At 62.1% G+C, this 17,023-nt stretch carries 18 protein-coding genes; 7 read left to right on the top strand and 11 right to left on the bottom strand.

The window, feature by feature from the left end; all coding sequences use genetic code 11:
• Positions 1-393, bottom strand: coding sequence for a sulfurtransferase complex subunit TusD (tusD, locus tag AB4N92_RS00490; RefSeq protein WP_021492753.1), 393 nt, complete (start codon positions 391-393; stop codon positions 1-3).
• Positions 394-550: 157 nt separating this feature from the next.
• Here tusD and AB4N92_RS00485 point away from each other — a divergent pair, with 157 nt between their 5' ends.
• The gene (locus AB4N92_RS00485; RefSeq protein WP_010209624.1) at positions 551-1,732 is read left to right on the top strand and encodes a CaiB/BaiF CoA transferase family protein; all 1,182 of its coding nucleotides are present in this window, start codon (positions 551-553) and stop codon (positions 1,730-1,732) included.
• Between the two features lie 105 nt (positions 1,733-1,837).
• Here the strand turns inward: AB4N92_RS00485 and AB4N92_RS00480 are convergent, their stop codons facing one another.
• Both AB4N92_RS00480 and AB4N92_RS00475 read right to left on the bottom strand, forming a co-directional pair.
• Positions 1,838-2,332 carry a SprT family zinc-dependent metalloprotease gene (locus AB4N92_RS00480; RefSeq protein ID WP_010209629.1) on the bottom strand — a complete coding sequence of 165 codons (495 nt, stop codon included), beginning with the start codon at positions 2,330-2,332 and terminating at the stop codon, positions 1,838-1,840.
• Between the two features lie 128 nt (positions 2,333-2,460).
• A complete protein-coding gene (locus AB4N92_RS00475) occupies positions 2,461-3,063 on the bottom strand; it encodes a Yip1 family protein (protein WP_010209630.1) in 603 nt (200 codons plus the stop codon).
• Between the two features lie 262 nt (positions 3,064-3,325).
• On the opposite strand from AB4N92_RS00475, the gene ttcA reads away from it, so the two are divergent.
• Both ttcA and AB4N92_RS00465 read left to right on the top strand, forming a co-directional pair.
• On the top strand, positions 3,326-4,150 hold the full coding sequence (gene ttcA, locus AB4N92_RS00470) for a tRNA 2-thiocytidine(32) synthetase TtcA (protein WP_010209631.1): 825 nt from the start codon (positions 3,326-3,328) through the stop codon (positions 4,148-4,150).
• A 67-nt stretch (positions 4,151-4,217) separates the two neighbouring features.
• Positions 4,218-4,889, top strand: a complete 672-nt coding sequence (locus AB4N92_RS00465; protein ID WP_010209632.1) for a DNA-3-methyladenine glycosylase I — start codon at positions 4,218-4,220, stop codon at positions 4,887-4,889.
• An 88-nt stretch (positions 4,890-4,977) separates the two neighbouring features.
• Here AB4N92_RS00465 and AB4N92_RS00460 read toward each other — a convergent pair whose 3' ends face one another.
• From AB4N92_RS00460 to arsC, 3 genes are read right to left on the bottom strand one after another with little or no spacing between them, the layout of a single operon-like run.
• Complete coding sequence (locus AB4N92_RS00460; protein WP_042572150.1) at positions 4,978-5,394, bottom strand: DUF2069 domain-containing protein; 417 nt, start codon at positions 5,392-5,394, stop codon at positions 4,978-4,980.
• Positions 5,378-5,992, bottom strand: a complete 615-nt coding sequence (gene wrbA, locus AB4N92_RS00455; protein ID WP_010209634.1) for an NAD(P)H:quinone oxidoreductase — start codon at positions 5,990-5,992, stop codon at positions 5,378-5,380. The genes AB4N92_RS00460 and wrbA overlap by 17 nt, the downstream gene beginning before the upstream one ends.
• Positions 5,989-6,342 carry an arsenate reductase (glutaredoxin) gene (gene arsC, locus AB4N92_RS00450; protein WP_010209636.1) on the bottom strand — a complete coding sequence of 118 codons (354 nt, stop codon included), beginning with the start codon at positions 6,340-6,342 and terminating at the stop codon, positions 5,989-5,991. The genes wrbA and arsC overlap by 4 nt, the downstream gene beginning before the upstream one ends.
• A gap of 115 nt (positions 6,343-6,457) precedes the next feature.
• Between arsC and AB4N92_RS00445 the strand changes: the two genes are divergently transcribed.
• Positions 6,458-6,919, top strand: a complete 462-nt coding sequence (locus AB4N92_RS00445) for a TlpA disulfide reductase family protein (protein WP_010209638.1) — start codon at positions 6,458-6,460, stop codon at positions 6,917-6,919.
• A gap of 138 nt (positions 6,920-7,057) precedes the next feature.
• Here the strand turns inward: AB4N92_RS00445 and AB4N92_RS00440 are convergent, their stop codons facing one another.
• The 4 genes from AB4N92_RS00440 to AB4N92_RS00425 all read right to left on the bottom strand — a co-directional run bounded on the left by AB4N92_RS00440 (position 7,058) and on the right by AB4N92_RS00425 (position 11,835).
• On the bottom strand, positions 7,058-7,462 hold the full coding sequence (locus tag AB4N92_RS00440) for an META domain-containing protein (protein WP_010209641.1): 405 nt from the start codon (positions 7,460-7,462) through the stop codon (positions 7,058-7,060).
• On the bottom strand, positions 7,459-7,899 hold the full coding sequence (locus tag AB4N92_RS00435) for a hypothetical protein (protein ID WP_010209642.1): 441 nt from the start codon (positions 7,897-7,899) through the stop codon (positions 7,459-7,461). Before AB4N92_RS00435 ends, AB4N92_RS00440 begins: the two co-directional genes overlap by 4 nt.
• Positions 7,900-7,969: 70 nt before the next feature.
• Positions 7,970-8,959 carry a 2-hydroxyacid dehydrogenase gene (locus AB4N92_RS00430; RefSeq protein WP_010209643.1) on the bottom strand — a complete coding sequence of 330 codons (990 nt, stop codon included), beginning with the start codon at positions 8,957-8,959 and terminating at the stop codon, positions 7,970-7,972.
• A gap of 122 nt (positions 8,960-9,081) precedes the next feature.
• Positions 9,082-11,835, bottom strand: a complete 2,754-nt coding sequence (locus tag AB4N92_RS00425; RefSeq protein WP_021492751.1) for a response regulator — start codon at positions 11,833-11,835, stop codon at positions 9,082-9,084.
• A 204-nt stretch (positions 11,836-12,039) separates the two neighbouring features.
• Here AB4N92_RS00425 and AB4N92_RS00420 point away from each other — a divergent pair, with 204 nt between their 5' ends.
• Positions 12,040-12,768 carry a response regulator transcription factor gene (locus AB4N92_RS00420; RefSeq protein ID WP_021492750.1) on the top strand — a complete coding sequence of 243 codons (729 nt, stop codon included), beginning with the start codon at positions 12,040-12,042 and terminating at the stop codon, positions 12,766-12,768.
• Positions 12,755-14,125: a sensor histidine kinase gene (locus tag AB4N92_RS00415; protein ID WP_010209646.1), complete on the top strand. Its 1,371-nt coding sequence runs from the start codon at positions 12,755-12,757 to the stop codon at positions 14,123-14,125. The genes AB4N92_RS00420 and AB4N92_RS00415 overlap by 14 nt, the downstream gene beginning before the upstream one ends.
• Here AB4N92_RS00415 and AB4N92_RS00410 read toward each other — a convergent pair.
• The gene (locus AB4N92_RS00410; protein WP_021492748.1) at positions 14,122-14,637 is read right to left on the bottom strand and encodes a DUF2062 domain-containing protein; all 516 of its coding nucleotides are present in this window, start codon (positions 14,635-14,637) and stop codon (positions 14,122-14,124) included. The two genes, AB4N92_RS00415 and AB4N92_RS00410, sit on opposite strands and share 4 nt — an antisense overlap.
• A 135-nt stretch (positions 14,638-14,772) precedes the next feature.
• Between AB4N92_RS00410 and AB4N92_RS00405 the strand changes: the two genes are divergently transcribed.
• Entirely contained in the window at positions 14,773-16,998 is a 2,226-nt protein-coding gene (locus tag AB4N92_RS00405) for a DNA internalization-related competence protein ComEC/Rec2 (protein ID WP_236267454.1), read from the top strand.
• Positions 16,999-17,023: the final 25 nt, after the last annotated feature.

The following is a 17,023-nucleotide window of genomic DNA, read 5'->3' as shown; positions in this document are numbered from 1 at the left end:
TCACGCCCCTCCAAAACAGATCAGGCGGTCGGCGGACTGGGCGGCATCGTGCAACTGCCCCAGGCCCGACAACGCCCAAGGTGCGTCGAGGTTGACCGCGCTGCGCTGATAACGCGTGGCTTCCTCCTGGTTGAGCACGCCGCGGCGCAAGGCGGCGGCAATGCACACCACGCCATCAAGCGAGTGCTGGCTGACAAACTCGCGCCATTGTCGGGCGATGTCTTGCTCATCTTGAGGCGCAACGATGTTGCTGGACGCGCTGTGCACGCCGTCCTGATAGAAAAACAGCCGCACAATCTCATGCCCGCCGGCCAATGCCGCCTGGGCGAACAGCAGGGCACGGCGCGAGGAGGGCGCGTGGGCGGCGGAAAACACTGCAATCGCAAACTTCATGGAACACTCTGCAAGCAAACGTGAGCCAATGATAAAGCCGCCGCCACGAAAAAGCCCGCCGTGATCAAAACGGTCACTGTCGGTGACCGTTCCGGCGATTGCCCTCAGGGGCAAGGCTGCCTAGTCTGTGGGCAGTCGAAACGGAAATGGAGTGCCCATGTCAGGTCCCTTGGCGTCCCTCAAAGTGCTGGATTTTTCCACCCTGCTGCCCGGCCCGTTTGCCTCCCTGATGCTGGCGGACATGGGCGCCGAAGTGCTGCGTATCGAGTCGCCCACACGCATGGACCTGTTGCGGGTGCTGCCGCCCCATGATCAGGGCACTTCGGCCAGCCACGCCTACCTCAATCGTAACAAGCGCAGTCTGGCACTGGACCTCAAGCAGGCCGAGGCGCTGGAGATCGTACGGGTACTGGTGAACGACTACGACATTCTGCTCGAACAATTCCGACCTGGGGTAATGGATCGCCTAGGGTTGGGCTATGAGGCACTGAAGGCGATCAACCCCCGGCTGATTTATGTGGCGATCACCGGTTACGGCCAGACTGGCCCCTATAAGGACCGCGCCGGGCACGATATCAATTACCTGGCGCTCGCCGGAGTGGCCAGCTACACCGGGCGCCAGGACGCCGGGCCTTTGCCCCTCGGCGTGCAGTTGGCGGACGTGGGCGGTGGTTCGCTGCATGCGGTGGTGGGGTTGCTGGCGGCGGTCATCGCTCGGCAGCAGAGCGGGGTGGGGCAATACCTGGATGTGAGCATGACCGATTGCTCGTTCAGCCTGAACGCGATGGCCGGCGCGGGTTACCTGGCGTGTGGGGTGGAGCCTGAGTGGGAAAGCCATGTGCTCAATGGCGGTAGTTTCTACGACTATTACCGGTCACGGGATGGGCGTTGGATGTCGGTGGGCAGCCTGGAACCGGCGTTTATGCAACAACTCTGCACAGCCTTGGGCCGCCCCGAACTGGCCGCGCAAGGTTTGTCGCCCAAGCCGGAACAGCAAAAAGCCCTCAAGCAGGCGCTGCAGGTCGAGTTTGAAAAGCGCAGTTTTGATGAGCTGTGTGCGCTGTTTGCCGCGACAGATGCCTGTGTGGAACCGGTGTTGACCCTGAGCGAAGCCGTGGCGCATCCGCAGTTGAAGGCGCGTGCGCTGGTCAGCCAGGTGCCGCGGGGCGACGGCTCGACCCAGTCGCAGCTTGCCTGTCCGTTGAAGTTTTCCGACGGGTTACCGGCGCCTCGGCATATTGGCGTTGCCGTGGGCGCACACAGTGATGAGGTGTTGGTGGAGCTGGGGCTTAGTGCCCAGCGGATAGCCGAGCTGCGACAGGCCAAGGTGGTTGGGTAGTGCCTGATCTGACGCTTTCGCGAGCAAGCCCGCTCCCACAACCGAACGTGTTCTGACCTTGGAATACAGGCGAATGTGGGAGCGGGCTTGCTCGCGAAGAGGCCCTCACTCCACCCGAGTTTCCCCGGTAAAAACCAGCGTCTGCCGACACCTGCGACACAAATACCGCCGCCCCTGAGCCACCATGCCATGTCGCTGCGACGAAAACGGAAAGTCGCTATCGGCACACGGGCAACGATAGATATAGCGAGTCACCTGACGACGCTTCACCTCATAGGTATGGCAACGATCCGGCGGCAGTTCGTAGACCCCGCGCATGATCAATTGCCATTCCTCGCCATGGGGCTGGATACGTTCGCCAAACAATTGGTGGGCAATCAGGTGCGCGACTTCGTGGGCCACGGTCTGTTTCAGGAAGTGCTGGCTGTTTTCACGGTACAACTGTGGGTTGAAACGCAGCAGGTTCTCGTGCAAATGCGCGACACCGGCCTTTTGCCCACGCAGCTTGAGGCTGACCTGGGGGCGTTTGAAGCTTCGTTTGAAAAAGGATTCGGCTTGCAGGAAACAATCTTCGACGCGGGTATTGAGTTGCTCGGGCATGCTGTACATATCTCCAGAGACGTCCAGTATGCCGCAAAGCTGGGTGTTTCCGAATCTGTCAGGCGCCGAATGGTCATGCATGATGCACAAAGCCACCTTGCGGTGGCTTTGCCTGGGGGTTGAAAAGGTCAGTTGGTGTAGATAGGGCCCACGCCCAGGCCCCAGACGACCACGGTAAACGCCATGATTGCCACCAGGACCACCAGGCCCACGGCCAGTACCGAGCTGGAAAACAGGAAGCCTTCATCGGGGTCGATGTTCATGAAGGTCGGCAGCCCGACATAGAGCAAGTACACCGTGTAACAAATGGCCGCCGTACCCACGACCATGCCCAGCCACATATGCGGATAGAGCGCGGCCAGCCCACCGATAAACAACGGCGTAGCGGTGTAGGTGGCAAAGGCCACGCAACGCGCCATGCTGGGGTTGGCGTCGTAGGTGCGTGCCATCCAGTGGACAAACGCGCCCATTACCGCCACGCCGCCGAGCATGGCGGCGTAAGACATGAGGGTCATCCACAAGGCGCTTTCCTGGGTCAGCATCACCGGTGCGCGATTGCCGATGACCCAGCCGACCTGGGTGGTGCCGATAAAGGCGGATACGGCGGGGATCGCCGCAAGAATCAAGGTGTGAGTGAGGTACATGTGGCCGATGCTTTCTTCTTTATCGCCACGGATTTCCCGCCATTCCTGGTCGGGATGGGTAAACAGCCCCACGACGTGATGGATCATGCCAGTCACTCCTGTCGTTATTACCATCGCCCCCCATCGGAGCGCCCACGGGCCAAATGGCCTCAAAGGTCCGGATAGATGTGCGACCTCTAGTCGCAGTATAGGAAGTGATGACCGGAATAACTGTAGGGCCTTTAGAGCAAATTGCGCTGTAAACATTGAGCTTAATCGCGGCGAGGTCTTTTACCGCTAGCCCTTTTGATGGTTTTTTTGCGTAAAATAACCGGCTTTTCGTCACACACCTCTAGCGGATCCAAGCGCCATGGGCACTCTTACGGTCAACCAGAACAAACTGCAAAAACGCCTGCGTCGCCTGGCCGGGGAAGCGGTCGCCGATTTCAACATGATCGAGGACGGCGACAAGGTCATGGTCTGCCTCTCCGGCGGCAAAGACAGCTACACCATGCTCGACGTGCTGCTGCACCTGCAAAAGGTCGCGCCGATCACATTCGAGATCGTCGCCGTCAACATGGACCAGAAACAACCGGGTTTCCCTGAGCACGTGCTGCCGGCCTACCTCAAGGCGCTGGGTGTCGAGTATCACATCGTCGAAAAAGACACCTACTCGGTGGTCAAGGAGCTGATTCCGGAGGGCAAGACCACCTGCTCGCTGTGCTCGCGCCTGCGCCGTGGCACGCTGTACACGTTCGCCGACGAGATCGGTGCGACCAAGATGGCACTGGGTCATCATCGCGATGATATCGTCGAGACCTTCTTCCTCAACATGTTCTTCAACGGCTCACTCAAGGCCATGCCGCCCAAGCTGCGCGCCGATGACGGGCGCAATGTGGTGATCCGCCCGCTGGCGTATTGCAACGAGAAAGACATCCAGGCCTACTCCGACTTCAAGCAATTCCCGATCATTCCGTGCAACCTGTGCGGCTCCCAGGAGAACCTGCAGCGCCAGGTGGTCAAGGAAATGCTGGTGGACTGGGAGCGCAAGACCCCAGGCCGTACCGAAAGCATCTTCCGCAGCCTGCAGAATGTGATTCCCTCGCAGTTGGCCGATCGTAACCTGTTCGACTTCACCAGCTTGAAGATTGATGAGACCGCTGCGTCGCGCTTCGTCAATGTTGTGAACCTCTGAGTCGATTCAACGCTCTGACACACGGCGCTTGCGGGCGCCGTTTTCAATTCAATTGCTAGGAGAGGGCATGCGCGATTACAAGTGGCTGCACGAATACTGTCTGAACCGATTCGGTTCGGCGGCCGAGCTGGAAGCCCACCTGCCTGTACCCAAGACCCCGGCGCAATTGCGCAAGATCAGCGATGATCGCTACCTGTCGACCCTGGCGTTGCGTGTGTTTCGTGCGGGCTTGAAGCACAGCGTAGTGGACGCCAAGTGGCCGGCCTTCGAGCAGGTGTTCTTCGGTTTTGACCCGGAAAAGGTCGTGCTGATGGGCGCCGAGCACCTGGAGCGGCTGATGCAGGACACGCGCATCATCCGTCACTTGGGCAAGCTCAAGAGCGTACCGCGCAATGCGCAGATGATTCTCGACATCGAGCAGGAGAAGGGCAGTTTCGGCGCGTTTGTCGCCGATTGGCCGGTGACCGATATCGTCGGGTTGTGGAAATACCTGAGCAAGCATGGTCACCAGCTCGGCGGGCTGTCAGCGCCGCGCTTCCTGCGCATGGTCGGCAAGGACACCTTTGTGCCGAGTTATGACGTGGTGGCGGCGCTGAACGCGCAGAAGATTGTCGACAAGGCGCCGACCAGCCTGCGCGACCTGGCGACGGTGCAGGGGGCGTTCAACCAGTGGCATGCCGAGAGTGGGCGGCCGATGTGCCAGTTGTCGATGATGCTGGCGTATACGGTGAATCATTGAGACCACGTTGATGCTTTCGCGGGCAAGCCCGCTCCCACAGGGGAATGCATCCAAATGTGGGAGTGGGCTTGCTCGCGAAGGCTGAGTTTCAGGCGTCGCGGGCTTCAACCAATCGCCGATTCAACTGATGCCGCCACCGCACATACAACAACGCCGTACAAAACACCGCCAGGCTCGCCAGCATCTCAAGTACCCCGAACCACTGCCGGTTCGGGTCATAGGCCGCCAGCGCGCCCTTGATGAAGTACAAATTCACCACAAAGCACATCCACGAATGCCCGCGCGCGCTGCCCAGCAGCATGCCCGGCGTCAGCACCAGCAGCGGCACCAGTTCGATCAGCAGGATCACCCACGGCCGTGCGCCGTGCAGATCAGCAACGAACAGGTAGTACACGCACAGCAACCCCACCAAGCCGAAAAACGTCAGCAGGCTCAGCACGCGCGCCAGCTTGACCCGCGGCTCCAGCCACGCCTGGGGCGGCAGGACCTTAGGCTTTCTGGCCACGGCCGTTCTCCAGCAGCGTGGCGGTGGTGGCCAGGCGCAGGCCGAGGGCGCGGCACAGGGCGATTTCATGTTGATCGAGCAGGCGCTTGCCGTCAGGCCCGGCATGGTGGCTGGCGCCATACGGCGTGCCGCCGCCCTGGGTGTCGAGCAGCGCCTGTTCGCTGTAGGGCAGGCCGGTGATCAGCATGCCGTGGTGCAACAGCGGCAACAGCATCGACATCAACGTGGTTTCCTGGCCGCCGTGCAGGCTGGCGGTAGAGGTGAACACCCCAGCCGGCTTGCCGACCAGGGCACCGGTAAGCCACAGGTTGCTGGTGCCGTCGAGGAAGTACTTGAGCGGCGCGGCCATGTTGCCGAAGCGGGTCGGGCTGCCCAGGGCCAGGCCCGAGCAGTGCTTCAAGTCATCGAGGCTGGCGTACAGCGCGCCTTCCTCTGGAATGCTCGGCGCCACGGCTTCGCACTCGGTGGAGATCGCCGGCACGGTACGCAGCCGGGCTTCCATGCCGCCTTGCTCGATGCCCCGGGCAATCTGCCGGGCCATTTCGCTCACCGAGCCATTGCGGCTGTAATACAGCACCAGCACATACGGCGACGTCACGGCAGAATCTCCAGCACGTTTTCCGGCGGACGGCCAATGATGGCGGTGTCGGCGGTTTCCAGAATAGGGCGTTCCATCAGCTTCGGATGCTCGGCGATGGCGGCAATCAACTGTGCTTCGCTGAGGCTGGCGTCCGCCAGGTTGAGGGTTTTGTATTCATCTTCACCCGTGCGTAGCAGTTGGCGGGCGCTGATGCCCAGCTTGCCCAGCAACGCCTTCAATTGCGCGGCGTCCAGCGGGGTTTCCAGGTAGCGCACCACCGTCGGAGTGAGGCCGCGGGCTTCCAGCAGTTCCAGCGCACCGCGGGATTTCGAGCAGCGCGGGTTGTGATAAAGCGTCAGATCGGTCATGTGCGGGTCGCATCTTGCGTAAGGTGGCAGGTATTCTACCCGCGCAGCGACCTGTCCTTAAACCGTAAGAGGCGATAGGTCGCAGCCAACGTTCATTTTTGCGAAGGATTACCCCATGACAAGGCGACTGATCGGAGCATTGGCGATCATCACAACCCTGCTGCTCAGCGGCTGCGGTAACGATTACGGCGTTGACCAATATGGCAAGAAGGTAGCTTCCGAACGCCTGGACAAGCAATGGCTGGTGGTCAACTACTGGGCCGAATGGTGTGGCCCGTGCCGTACGGAAATCCCCGAACTCAATGCGTTGGCCGAGCAGTTGAAGGCGCAGAACGTAGGCGTATTTGGGGTCAATTTCGACAACGTGCAGGGCGAAGAACTGAAAGCCGCCAGCGACAAGCTGGGCATCAAGTTCACGGTGCTGGCGCAGAACCCGGAAGAGATTTTCGATATTCCACGCAGCGAAGCATTGCCGGTGACCTACATCATTGATGACAAGGGCAAGGTACGTGAGCAGTTGATGGGTGAGCAGACAGCGGAAGGGGTGTTGGCCAAGCTCAAGGCCTTGCGCGGCTAAAACCACGACTCAAAACACCTGTGGGAGGGGGCTTGCCTCCGATGACGGCATGTCAGCAATAATATATTGACTGATCCAGCGCTATCGGGGGCAAGCCCCCTCCCACATTCAGCTTCCATCAAGCCATAGATTGGTACATCAGCCTTCTTCGAGCCACAAGCGGATCGGCTTGCCTTCGGCCGGCCAGAACCGCGTCTGCTCGATGGGCGAGATATCCCAACGCTGCACGCCTTGCAGGGCCTGGAAGAAGCGGTGTTCCTGCTCCATCAGGGCCTCGGCGCAGAGTTTGCGGGTGCTGCCGATCTTGCCGAAGCTGAGGCTGTCGCCGTCGACGGTGTAGGGCGCAAACCAGTGGTTGCAGCCGCCATTGCCGTAGGCGCGGCCATCGGCGCCGAGGGTGACGGTCAGGTGCGCATAGTCCATCAGCGGGCGTTCACCAATCCATTCCACCACGTAGCTGTGATCCTGCTTGAGCTTGACCGAATCCCCGGCGCAACCCGTCAGGGCCGCACCGATGGCGGCGAGCAGAAGCAGGCCTCTCATTGCGCGGCCTTCTGGCATTTCGGGCAGCGGTGCTTGTCACCCTCGCTGGCCCAGCCCAGTTCGGCAATGCGCGCATTCGCGGCGGGTTGCAGCGGCTCTTTGGTCAGCTTGGTTTCCACCGCGAATTCGAACTCCAGCACGGCCTCGCAGCTGTCGCAGTTGACCTTCCAGGTGTGAATCTCCAACTCGCCGAACTTCGGCCCCTGGGCCATGGCGACCCACTGGCCTGCCGGGCGGATGGAGTAGCGCGCGTCACCTTCGACGGTGAGGCGCATCGACAGGGTTTTACTACCGCGCAAGGTGACGATCAGCACGTCGCCGTGCTTGATCGAACCACCGTTGCCAGTGACCTGATAACGGCCCGGCACCAGGGCGCGGCATTCGATCAGGGTGTGTTGCGGGCTCAGCAAACTGAAGCGGAAATCGTGTTCGGCCATGGATCCTCCAAATAGGCGCGGCATCCTATCACGGTGCTGGCTCATCATGAGCCCGGTATGTGACCGCTGATCATCCTTCGACAAGGTTCTGCGCCCGCCCATCGGCCCAGGCGGCAATGTTGGCCAGGGTGGTGCCGGCAATCGCCGCCAGGGCCTCGCGCGTGAGGAACGCCTGGTGGGCGGTGATGATCACATTGGGGAAGGTCAGCAGGCGCGCGAGGACGTCGTCCTGCAGGGGCAGGTCGGAGCGGTCCTCGAAAAACAGCTGGGCCTCCTCTTCATACACATCCAGTCCCAGATAGCCGAGCTGGCCGTCCTTGAGCGCCTCAATCAGCGCCGGGGTGTCGACCAGGCCGCCGCGACCTGTGTTGATCAGCATCGCGCCCGGCTGCATCTGCGCCAGGGAGCGGGCGTTGATCAAGTGCTTGCTGTCGGCGGTGAGCGGGCAATGCAGGCTGATGATCTGTGCCTGGGCGAGCAGTTCGGGCAGGCTCACGTAGCGCGTGCCCAGGGCCTGTACCTGCGGGTTGGGGAAGGGGTCATAGGCGAGCAACTGGCAGCCGAAGCCGGCCATGATCTTGGCAAACGTAGCGCCGATCTGCCCGGTGCCGACCACGCCGACGGTCTTGCCCACCAGGTCGAACCCGGTGAGGCCATGCAGGCTGAAATCGCCATCGCGGGTGCGGTTGTAGGCCCGGTGCAGTCGACGGTTGAGGGCGAGGATCAGTGCGACCGCATGCTCGGCCACCGCATGGGGCGAATACGCCGGTACCCGCACGATGGTCAGGCCCAGGCGCTTGGCGCAGGCCAGGTCCACATGGTTGTAACCCGCCGAACGCAAGGCGATCAACCGCGTGCCACCCTTGGCCAGATGCTCCAGGACCGGGGCGCTGAGGTCGTCGTTGATAAAGGCGCAGACCACTTCGTGATGCTCGGCCAGGGCTACGGTGTCCAGATTGAGACGGGCTGGCTGGAACTGAAGCTCCAGGCCAGGCGGCAGCGGTTCGCCGAGGAAACTGTCGCGGTCGTAGGTCTGGCTGCTGAAAAGAATGACGCGCATGGAAATGCTCCCTGCAATGACAAATGAAGGCACAGGCGTTTGTGGTGAGCGGGCTTGCCCCGCTCGCGCGATACGGCGAGCCGACAAGCCCGCTCACCACAAACGCCGGTACCTGTGCAAAATCAGGCGTTGACCCGCGCTTCACTGGCGAGTCGGGCGATGGCCATGTCCAGTTCGTCCAAGGCATGCTGGGCCTTGGCGTCGTCCTGCTTGAGCAGGGTTTCGGCGCGGTGGCAGGCGGCCCGCAGTTGCGGTACGCCGCAATAACGGGTGGCGCCATGCAGTCGGTGCACACGCTCGATCAGGGCGTTGTTGTCGTTGGCGTCACGCGCAATGGTGATGGCGAGTCGGTCGGCCTCCAGGGAGGCGAGCAACATGGCGAGCATGTCCGCCGCCAGATCCGCCTTACCGGCGGCCAGGCGCAGGCCTTCTTCATGGTCAAGCACAGGCAGTTGTACGCCGGGGCCGAGGCCATCCGCTACGCGTTCCGGGCCTTGATTGCGCAGGGCCAGGCCGGTCCACTTCAATACCACCTGAGCCAGCTGCCGCTCGCTGATGGGTTTGGTCAGGTAATCGTCCATGCCGCTTTGCAGCAAGGCGCGTTTTTCGTTGGCCATGGCGTGGGCGGTGAGGGCGACCACTGGCAATGGCGTGCCGCTGCGTTCGCTTTCCCACTGGCGGATCGCCTCGGTGCTCTGGCGGCCATCCATGCCGGGCATTTGTACGTCCATCAGCACCAGGTCGAAGGTGTCCTGTTTCACGGCGTCGATGGCGGCATAACCGCTTTCCACGGCACGCACCCGCGCGCCCATGTCTTCCAGCAGGGTCTGTACCAGCAGCAGGTTCGCCGGATTGTCATCCACGCACAATACGCGCGGCGCACGGCTGGACAACGGTTCGCCCGGTTCACTGCGCGACGGACGCGGGCTGATCAGGTCGGACAGCGCACGGCGCAGTTTGCGCGTGCACGCCGGTTTGGCCTGCAACTGGCTGTTGGGGTTGGGCACGGATTGGTTGAACAGCATCTGCTCGGTGGTGGGGCACAGCACCAGCACTTTGCAGCCCAAGTGTTCGAGGTCCCACAGGTGCTGGTTGAGGCGCTCGGGCGGGATGTCGTTGGCCGTCACGCCGAGCACCGCCAGGTCGATGGCCTGTTCGGTCTGATGGGCGCTGGTGATGCCGTTGGTCAGACTTTCCAGGCTATTGAACGGGGTGACTTCCAGGCCGCAGTCTTCCAATTGATGTTGCAGCGCCTGGCGTGCCAGTTCATGGTTTTCCAGCACGGCGACGCGATGACCCAGCAGGGGCGCGGAAGGCAAGTCTTCGACGTCGTCGCGGGTCTTGGGCAGGTTCAGGCTGATCCAGAATTCCGAACCTTCGCCCGGCGTGCTGTCGACGCCGATTTCGCCGCCCATCTGCTCGATCAGGCGCTTGGAAATCACCAGGCCCAGCCCCGTGCCGCCGGGTTGGCGCGACAGCGAGTTGTCGGCCTGGCTGAAGGCCTGGAACAGCGCGCGCACGTCCTGGCTGGACAGGCCGATACCGGTGTCCTGCACGCTGATGCGCAATTGCACGCTGTCCTCCTGTTCGTCCTCGATCATTGCCCGGGCCACGATGGTGCCCTCGCGGGTGAACTTGATCGCGTTGCTGATCAGGTTGGTGAGGATCTGCTTCAAGCGCAGCGGGTCGCCGACCAACGCCAGCGGCGTGTCGCGGTACACCAGGCTCACCAGTTCCAACTGTTTGGCATGGGCGGCGGGTGCGAGGATGGTCAGGGTGTCTTGCAGCAAGTCCCGAAGGTTGAACGGGATGCTGTCGAGCACCAGCTTGCCGGCTTCGATTTTCGAGAAATCGAGGATCTCGTTGATGATGCCCAGCAGGTTGTCGGCGGACTTTTCGATGGTGCCCAGGTAGTCAAGCTGGCGTGGGGTCAGCTCGCTTTTTTGCAATAAGTGGGTAAAGCCAAGGATGCCGTTGAGCGGCGTGCGGATCTCATGGCTCATGTTGGCCAGGAACTCCGATTTGATGCGGCTGGCCTCCAAGGCCTCCTTGCGTGCCAGGTCCAGCTCAATGTTCTGGATCTCGATGGTTTCCAGGTTCTGGCGCACGTCCTCGGTAGCCTGGTCGATGCTGTGTTGCAGTTCTTCCTGGGCATTCTGCAAGGTCTCGGCCATGCGGTTGATGCCGGAAGCGAGCTGGTCCAGTTCCTGGCTGCCCAGGGGCGGCAGGCGGGTTTCCAGATTGCCGTCCTTGAGTTGAGCCACGGCTTGTTTGATCTGGCCGATCGGCGAATTGATCGTGCGGCTGATGCGCAGCGCCAGCGCGGCGGTGCAAATCAGGCCGATGGCGATCAGCAACAGGCTGGCGAACAGGCTGCGGTAGCCGCGCAGCAACATGCCGTTGTGGGACAGTTCCACCTCGACCCAGCCCAGCAGGCGGTCGGCTTCATCCGGGATCAGCTCGCCGGCAAGGTTGCGATGGCGCCCGAACACCGGCAGCAAATAGCGGGTGGCGTCATTGCCGGTGCGTTGCAGCAGGTGAGAGCTGTTGCCGACCGGCGGTTGGTTGAGCATGGTCGGGCCGGCGTGGGCGAGGGACGCGCGTTCGGGGCTCAGAAAGGACACGGCACGCACGTCCGGCTGTTCCAGGGATTGAGTGGCGATGCGCTCAAGCAGATCGGTGTTGCGCGCGCTGAGGGCGGGCGCGACCAGCGGCGCCAATTGCTCGGCAATCATCTCGCCGCGTTGCAGCAATTGGGTCTGCAGTTCCGAGAGCTGCATCCAGGTGAAATAGCCCCCCAACAACGAGGCCATCAGGCTGGTCGGTAATAAGGTCAGCAACAGTACGCGGCCTTTTATCCCCATTCTTGTCAGCACGCCACTCTCCTGCTACCACATTGATATCTACGAAATTGCGCGGGCATCCGGTCCGCGCCACCTGCGCAGTGTAGCCATTTGCGCGGCGAGGAATCTTGCAAATTAATGACATACGGCAATCTTCAAGGCATTTGGCGCGGTGGCGATTGCCTGTGGCGGGTGAATCTTGAATAATCAGTGATTGAGAATGAATTGCAGATACTAATGAATCCCGCAGCGATTGGCCTACCCAGTGTCCTGACCATTGAAGATGACCCCGTGCTGGGCGCCTATGTCCAGGAGCACCTGGGCCGCTGTGGTTTCCACGTCACCTGGTGCCAGAACGGCCAGCAAGGCCTGCAGATGGCGCGCAATCAAGTGTTTGACGTGGTGCTGATGGATATCCTGCTGCCGGGGCTGGATGGGTTGTCGATCCTGACCCACCTGCGTCAGAGCCATTCGATCCCGGTGATCCTGATGTCGGCACTGGGGGCCGAGGCCGATCGCATCAGCGGTTTCCGCCTGGGCGCCGATGACTACCTGCCCAAGCCGTTCAGCATGATCGAGCTGCGTGTGCGCATTGAAGCCATCCTGCGCCGGGTGGCCCTGGACCGACGCCCATTGCCGAGCCTGGCACCCGCACGTGACGATGCCCGCACCCTGCGCTTCGACGATCAATTGTGCGATGTCTTCCACCTGGGGCACTGGGCCGGCTTGACCCGCAGTGAATACCGGCTGTTGGAAACCCTGCATCGCAACGCTGAAGAAGTCCTCAGCAAACCCTTCCTTTACCAGCATGTGCTGCAACGCGGTTACGCGCCCCATGACCGCAGCCTCGACATGCACATCAGCCAGATCCGCCGCAAGCTCAAGGCCATCGGCTACACCGAGCGCGAAGTGCGTACGGTGTGGGGCAAAGGCTATGTGCTGAGCGGTGCCGATGACAGCCTTTGAACGCCCCTTGAAGCGGCTGCCGGGCAAGCACTCGTTGTTCTGGAAGCTGGCCTGCCTGTTGATCGCCTTCTGTTTGCTGATGATCTGGCTCAGTTGGTCGTGGGGTCGGTACATGGAGCAGAAGAACGCCTACCTGTCCGATGAAGCGCGGATCACGTTGAGTGGCTACGCAGTCGGTGCCGAGCAGGCGTGGAGTCAGGGTGGACGTGCGGGTGTCGACGCTTGGCTGCAGGCGATGGGCAAGCGTGAAACCACCTGGATAGGCGTGATCGGCAATGACCTGCAGTCGCTCAGCAGTTACCCGCTGACCGATAAGGAAAGCCAGCGCCTGACCTTTCTGCGTGGCCTGGATTGGCCGGTGAGCCGACATGTCAAAGGCCTGCCGTGGCTGAAAATCCCGTTCCCCGTCGACCCCAACGCGGGTTCGCTGGTGATCGAGTTGCCGCAGCGCTTCATGCCGGGGCGCTATCAGCTGTTCTGGCGGGTGGTGACCAATGGCGTTATCCCCGGTCTGTTTACCCTGTTGTTGTGCGTCGGCCTGTATCGGTTGCTGATCGTGCCCCTGAATCAACTGCGTGAGCAGGCCAACGCCTGGCGTGCCGATCAATTGAATACCCGGTTATCCCACGATGCGACCAGTCGCCGGGATGAATTGGGCGAGCTGGGCCGTGCGTTCGACCATATGTCCGAGCGTTTGCAGGGCACCGTGGTGTTGCAGCAGCAACTGCTGCGGGACATGTCCCACGAACTGCGCACACCGCTGAGCCGTCTGCGGGTGGCCTGTGACAGTGAGCAAGACCTGACGCAACTGCGCGAGCGCCTCGGCCGTGAGATCGACGCCATGCAACGCCTGGTCGAAGACAGCCTGCAACTGGCCTGGCTGGACACCGAACGGGCGCCGCTGCCTCAGGAAGATATTCAGCTGCAGGCCTTGTGGGACATGCTGCGCGAAAACGCGTGTTTCGAGAGCGATTGGCCGGCATCGCGTCTGCCGTGCCTGCTCGGCCCGGATTGCTGGGTGCGAGGCAACCTGAACGCGTTGGCCCAGGCGCTGGAAAACATCCTGCGCAATGCCATCCGCCACTCACCCGTGGGCGGTGTGGTCAGCCTGGATGGGCGTCGCGAAGGTGACTATTGGCATGTGTGGCTGGAGGACCAGGGCGGCGGGATAGATGAAGGGGATCTGGAGCGGATCTTCGCACCTTTTACCCGGCTGGACGGTTCACGCCCGGGCGATGGTGGCTTCGGCCTGGGCCTGAGCATCGCGCGCAATGCCGTGCAGCGCCAGGACGGTAGCCTCTGGGCAGAAAATACCGGGCAAGGGTTACGGGTGCATCTGCGCCTGCGGGCTTGCTAGGCGCGACGTTGTTTGCGTTTTTTCCATTGGTGGGCCACCCACCAGCGCCAATAGCCCATGGTCAGGCAGTACGCGATCGCGCCCAATACCAGCCCCAACACCACTGAACCCAGCAGGAACGGCTGCCATAACGTGCTCAATTGGCCGCTGATCCATTCCCAGGTCAGGTCATCCGGCAAGCTGCGCGGCGGCACATTCATCAGCCAGGCGCCGGTCATGTAAGTACAGATAAACACCACAGGCATGGTAATCGGGTTGGTCAGCCATACCAGGCTGACCGCGATGGGCATATTGGCGCGCACGGTGATCGCCAGGACGGCTGCCAGCAACATCTGCAACGGAATCGGGATAAAGGCCGCGAACAAACCCACGGCCATTGCGCGTGCGACCGAATGCCGGTTCAGGTGCCAGAGGTTCGGGTCATGCAGCAAGGTGCCGAGAAACTGTAATGACTTGTGTTCCCTGATACTGCTGGGGTCAGGCATGTATCGTTTGAATAAGCGCCGGGGCATAAGGGGTCCAGGTCAGTTCGAGGGCCAAGTATGCCCGCATTCTATAAACAGAAAATTCAGACTTTGTGACAAAACATCATAGGCCGTATTGGACAACCGGCTAAGACTGAGTGGATCACTCGAAAAGGAGGATCCATGAGGACAGGGATGTTCGCGTTTGCGCTGGGGTTGCTGGCCTTGCGCTTTTTACCGGCATTGCCGCCGACCGGTTGGCTGATCGCCCTGCTGGTGTTGGCCTTGATGCTGTTGCCGTTTCGCACTTATCCCTTGGCGTTTTTTCTGTTGGGGCTGAGTTGGGCCTGTATCAGCGCGCAGTGGGCGCTGGATGACCGTCTCAGGCCCGCGCTGGAGGGGCAAACACGCTGGGTGGAAGGGCAGGTCAGCGGGCTGCCGCAACAGACGGGCGATGGCGTGCGCTTCGTACTCACCGACAGTCGGTCGCGTAACGCTCGGTTGCCCAAGCGCATCCGGGTGTCCTGGCGCGGTGGGCCGCCCGTGCGCAGCGGTGAACGCTGGCGCCTGGCAATCACCCTCAAGCGGCCGGCCGGGTTGCTGAACTTTCATGGGTTTGATCAGGAGGCCTGGCTGCTCGCCCAGCGCATCGGCGCCACGGGTACGGTAAAGGACGGAGAGCGCCTGGCCCCGGCTGCCGCCGCCTGGCGTGACAGTGTGCGTCAGCGCCTGCTGGCGGTAGATGCCCAAGGCAGGGAGGCAGGCCTGATTGCCTTGGTGTTGGGCGATGGCTCTGGATTGGCGGCGGCTGATTGGCAGGTACTGCAGGACACCGGCACTGTGCACCTGCTGGTCATCTCCGGCCAGCACATCGGCTTGCTCGCTGGCTTGATCTACGGATTGATCGCCGGCCTGGCGCGCTATGGGTTCTGGCCTCGAACCTGGCCGTGGCTGCCGTGGGCCTGTGGGCTGGCGTTCACCACGGCATTGGGTTATGGCTTGCTGGCCGGGTTTGGCGTGCCGGTACAGCGCGCCTGTGTGATGGTTGGGTTGGTATTGTTGTGGCGATGGCGCTTGCGTCATCTCGGGCTGTGGTGGCCGTTGTTGCTGGCGCTCAATGGGGTGCTGGTCCTGGAACCATTGGCCAGTGTGCAGCCGGGTTTCTGGCTGTCATTTGCGGCGGTGGCGGTGCTGATCCTGGCGTTTGGCGGACGGCTGGGGCCCTGGAGCCTATGGCAGGCCTGGACCCGGCCGCAGTGGTTGATTGCCATCGGGTTGTTTCCGGTCTTGCTGGTGTTGGGGTTGCCCATCAGCCTGAGCGCACCATTCGCTAACCTGGTGGCGGTGCCATGGATCAGCCTGGTGGTATTGCCGTTGGCCCTGTTGGGCAGCGCATTGCTGGTGCTGCCGTTTGTGGGGGAAGGATTGCTCTGGCTGGCGGGAGGGGCGCTGGATGCCTTGTTTAACGGCTTGGCGTGGCTCGCCGGGCAGATGCCGGCCTGGATTCCGGCCGAAGTACCGCCGGGGTATTGGCTGGTGAGTCTGCTGGGCGCCACGTTGCTCCTGTTGCCCAAGGGCGTGCCGTTTCGTGTGCTGGGCTGGCCGATGCTGTTGCTGGCGGTGTTTCCACCGCGAGCGCCGGTGCCTGACGGGCAGGTGGAGGTGACGCAGCTTGACGTCGGCCAGGGGCAATCGCTGATTTTGCGTACCCGCCATCACACCTTGCTGTACGACGCCGGCCCGCGCTCCGGAGCCTTTGACCTGGGGGCCCGCGTGGTACTGCCATCTTTGCGAAAACTCGGGATAGGGGAGCTGGACATGCTGCTGCTCAGCCACGCCGACGCCGATCATGCCGGTGGCGCAGCAGCCATTGCCAAAGGCATGCCGATCAAGCGCGTGGTGGGCGGAGAGACCGAAGGCCTGCCAATATCGCTCGGCACCCAGCCTTGCGTCAGTGGCGAGCGCTGGACCTGGGATGGCGTGACCTTCGAACTCTGGCAATGGCCTGACGCTATCAGCGGCAACGCGAAGTCCTGCGTTTTGCAGGTGCAGGCCAAGGGTGAGCGCCTGTTGCTGACCGGTGATATTGACCGCGCAGCCGAACAGGCCATGCTCGCGTCCCCCCTTGCTGTGCCCACCGATTGGCTGCAGGCGCCGCACCATGGCAGTCGCAGTTCTTCGTCCTGGCCCTTTGTGGAACGGCTTGCGCCGCGATCTGTGCTGATCTCGCGTGGGCGCAGCAACGCGTTCGGCCATCCCCATCCGCAGGTGATGGCGCGTTACCAGCGGTTGGGCAGCCAGGTGTATGACTCTGCCGAGCAGGGCGCCGTGCGTCTGCGATTAGGGGCTTTCGCGGCGCCGGTTGTTGCGCGCAGTCAACGCCGGTTCTGGCGCGAGCGGTTACCTTAGCCGAGGCCGATGGGGTCTGTGGTCT

It is taken from the genome of Pseudomonas sp. S3_A09 (assembly GCF_054668065.1).
Note: the sequence above shows the minus strand (reverse complement) of the source record. Positions and strands in the feature narration are given on the sequence as shown.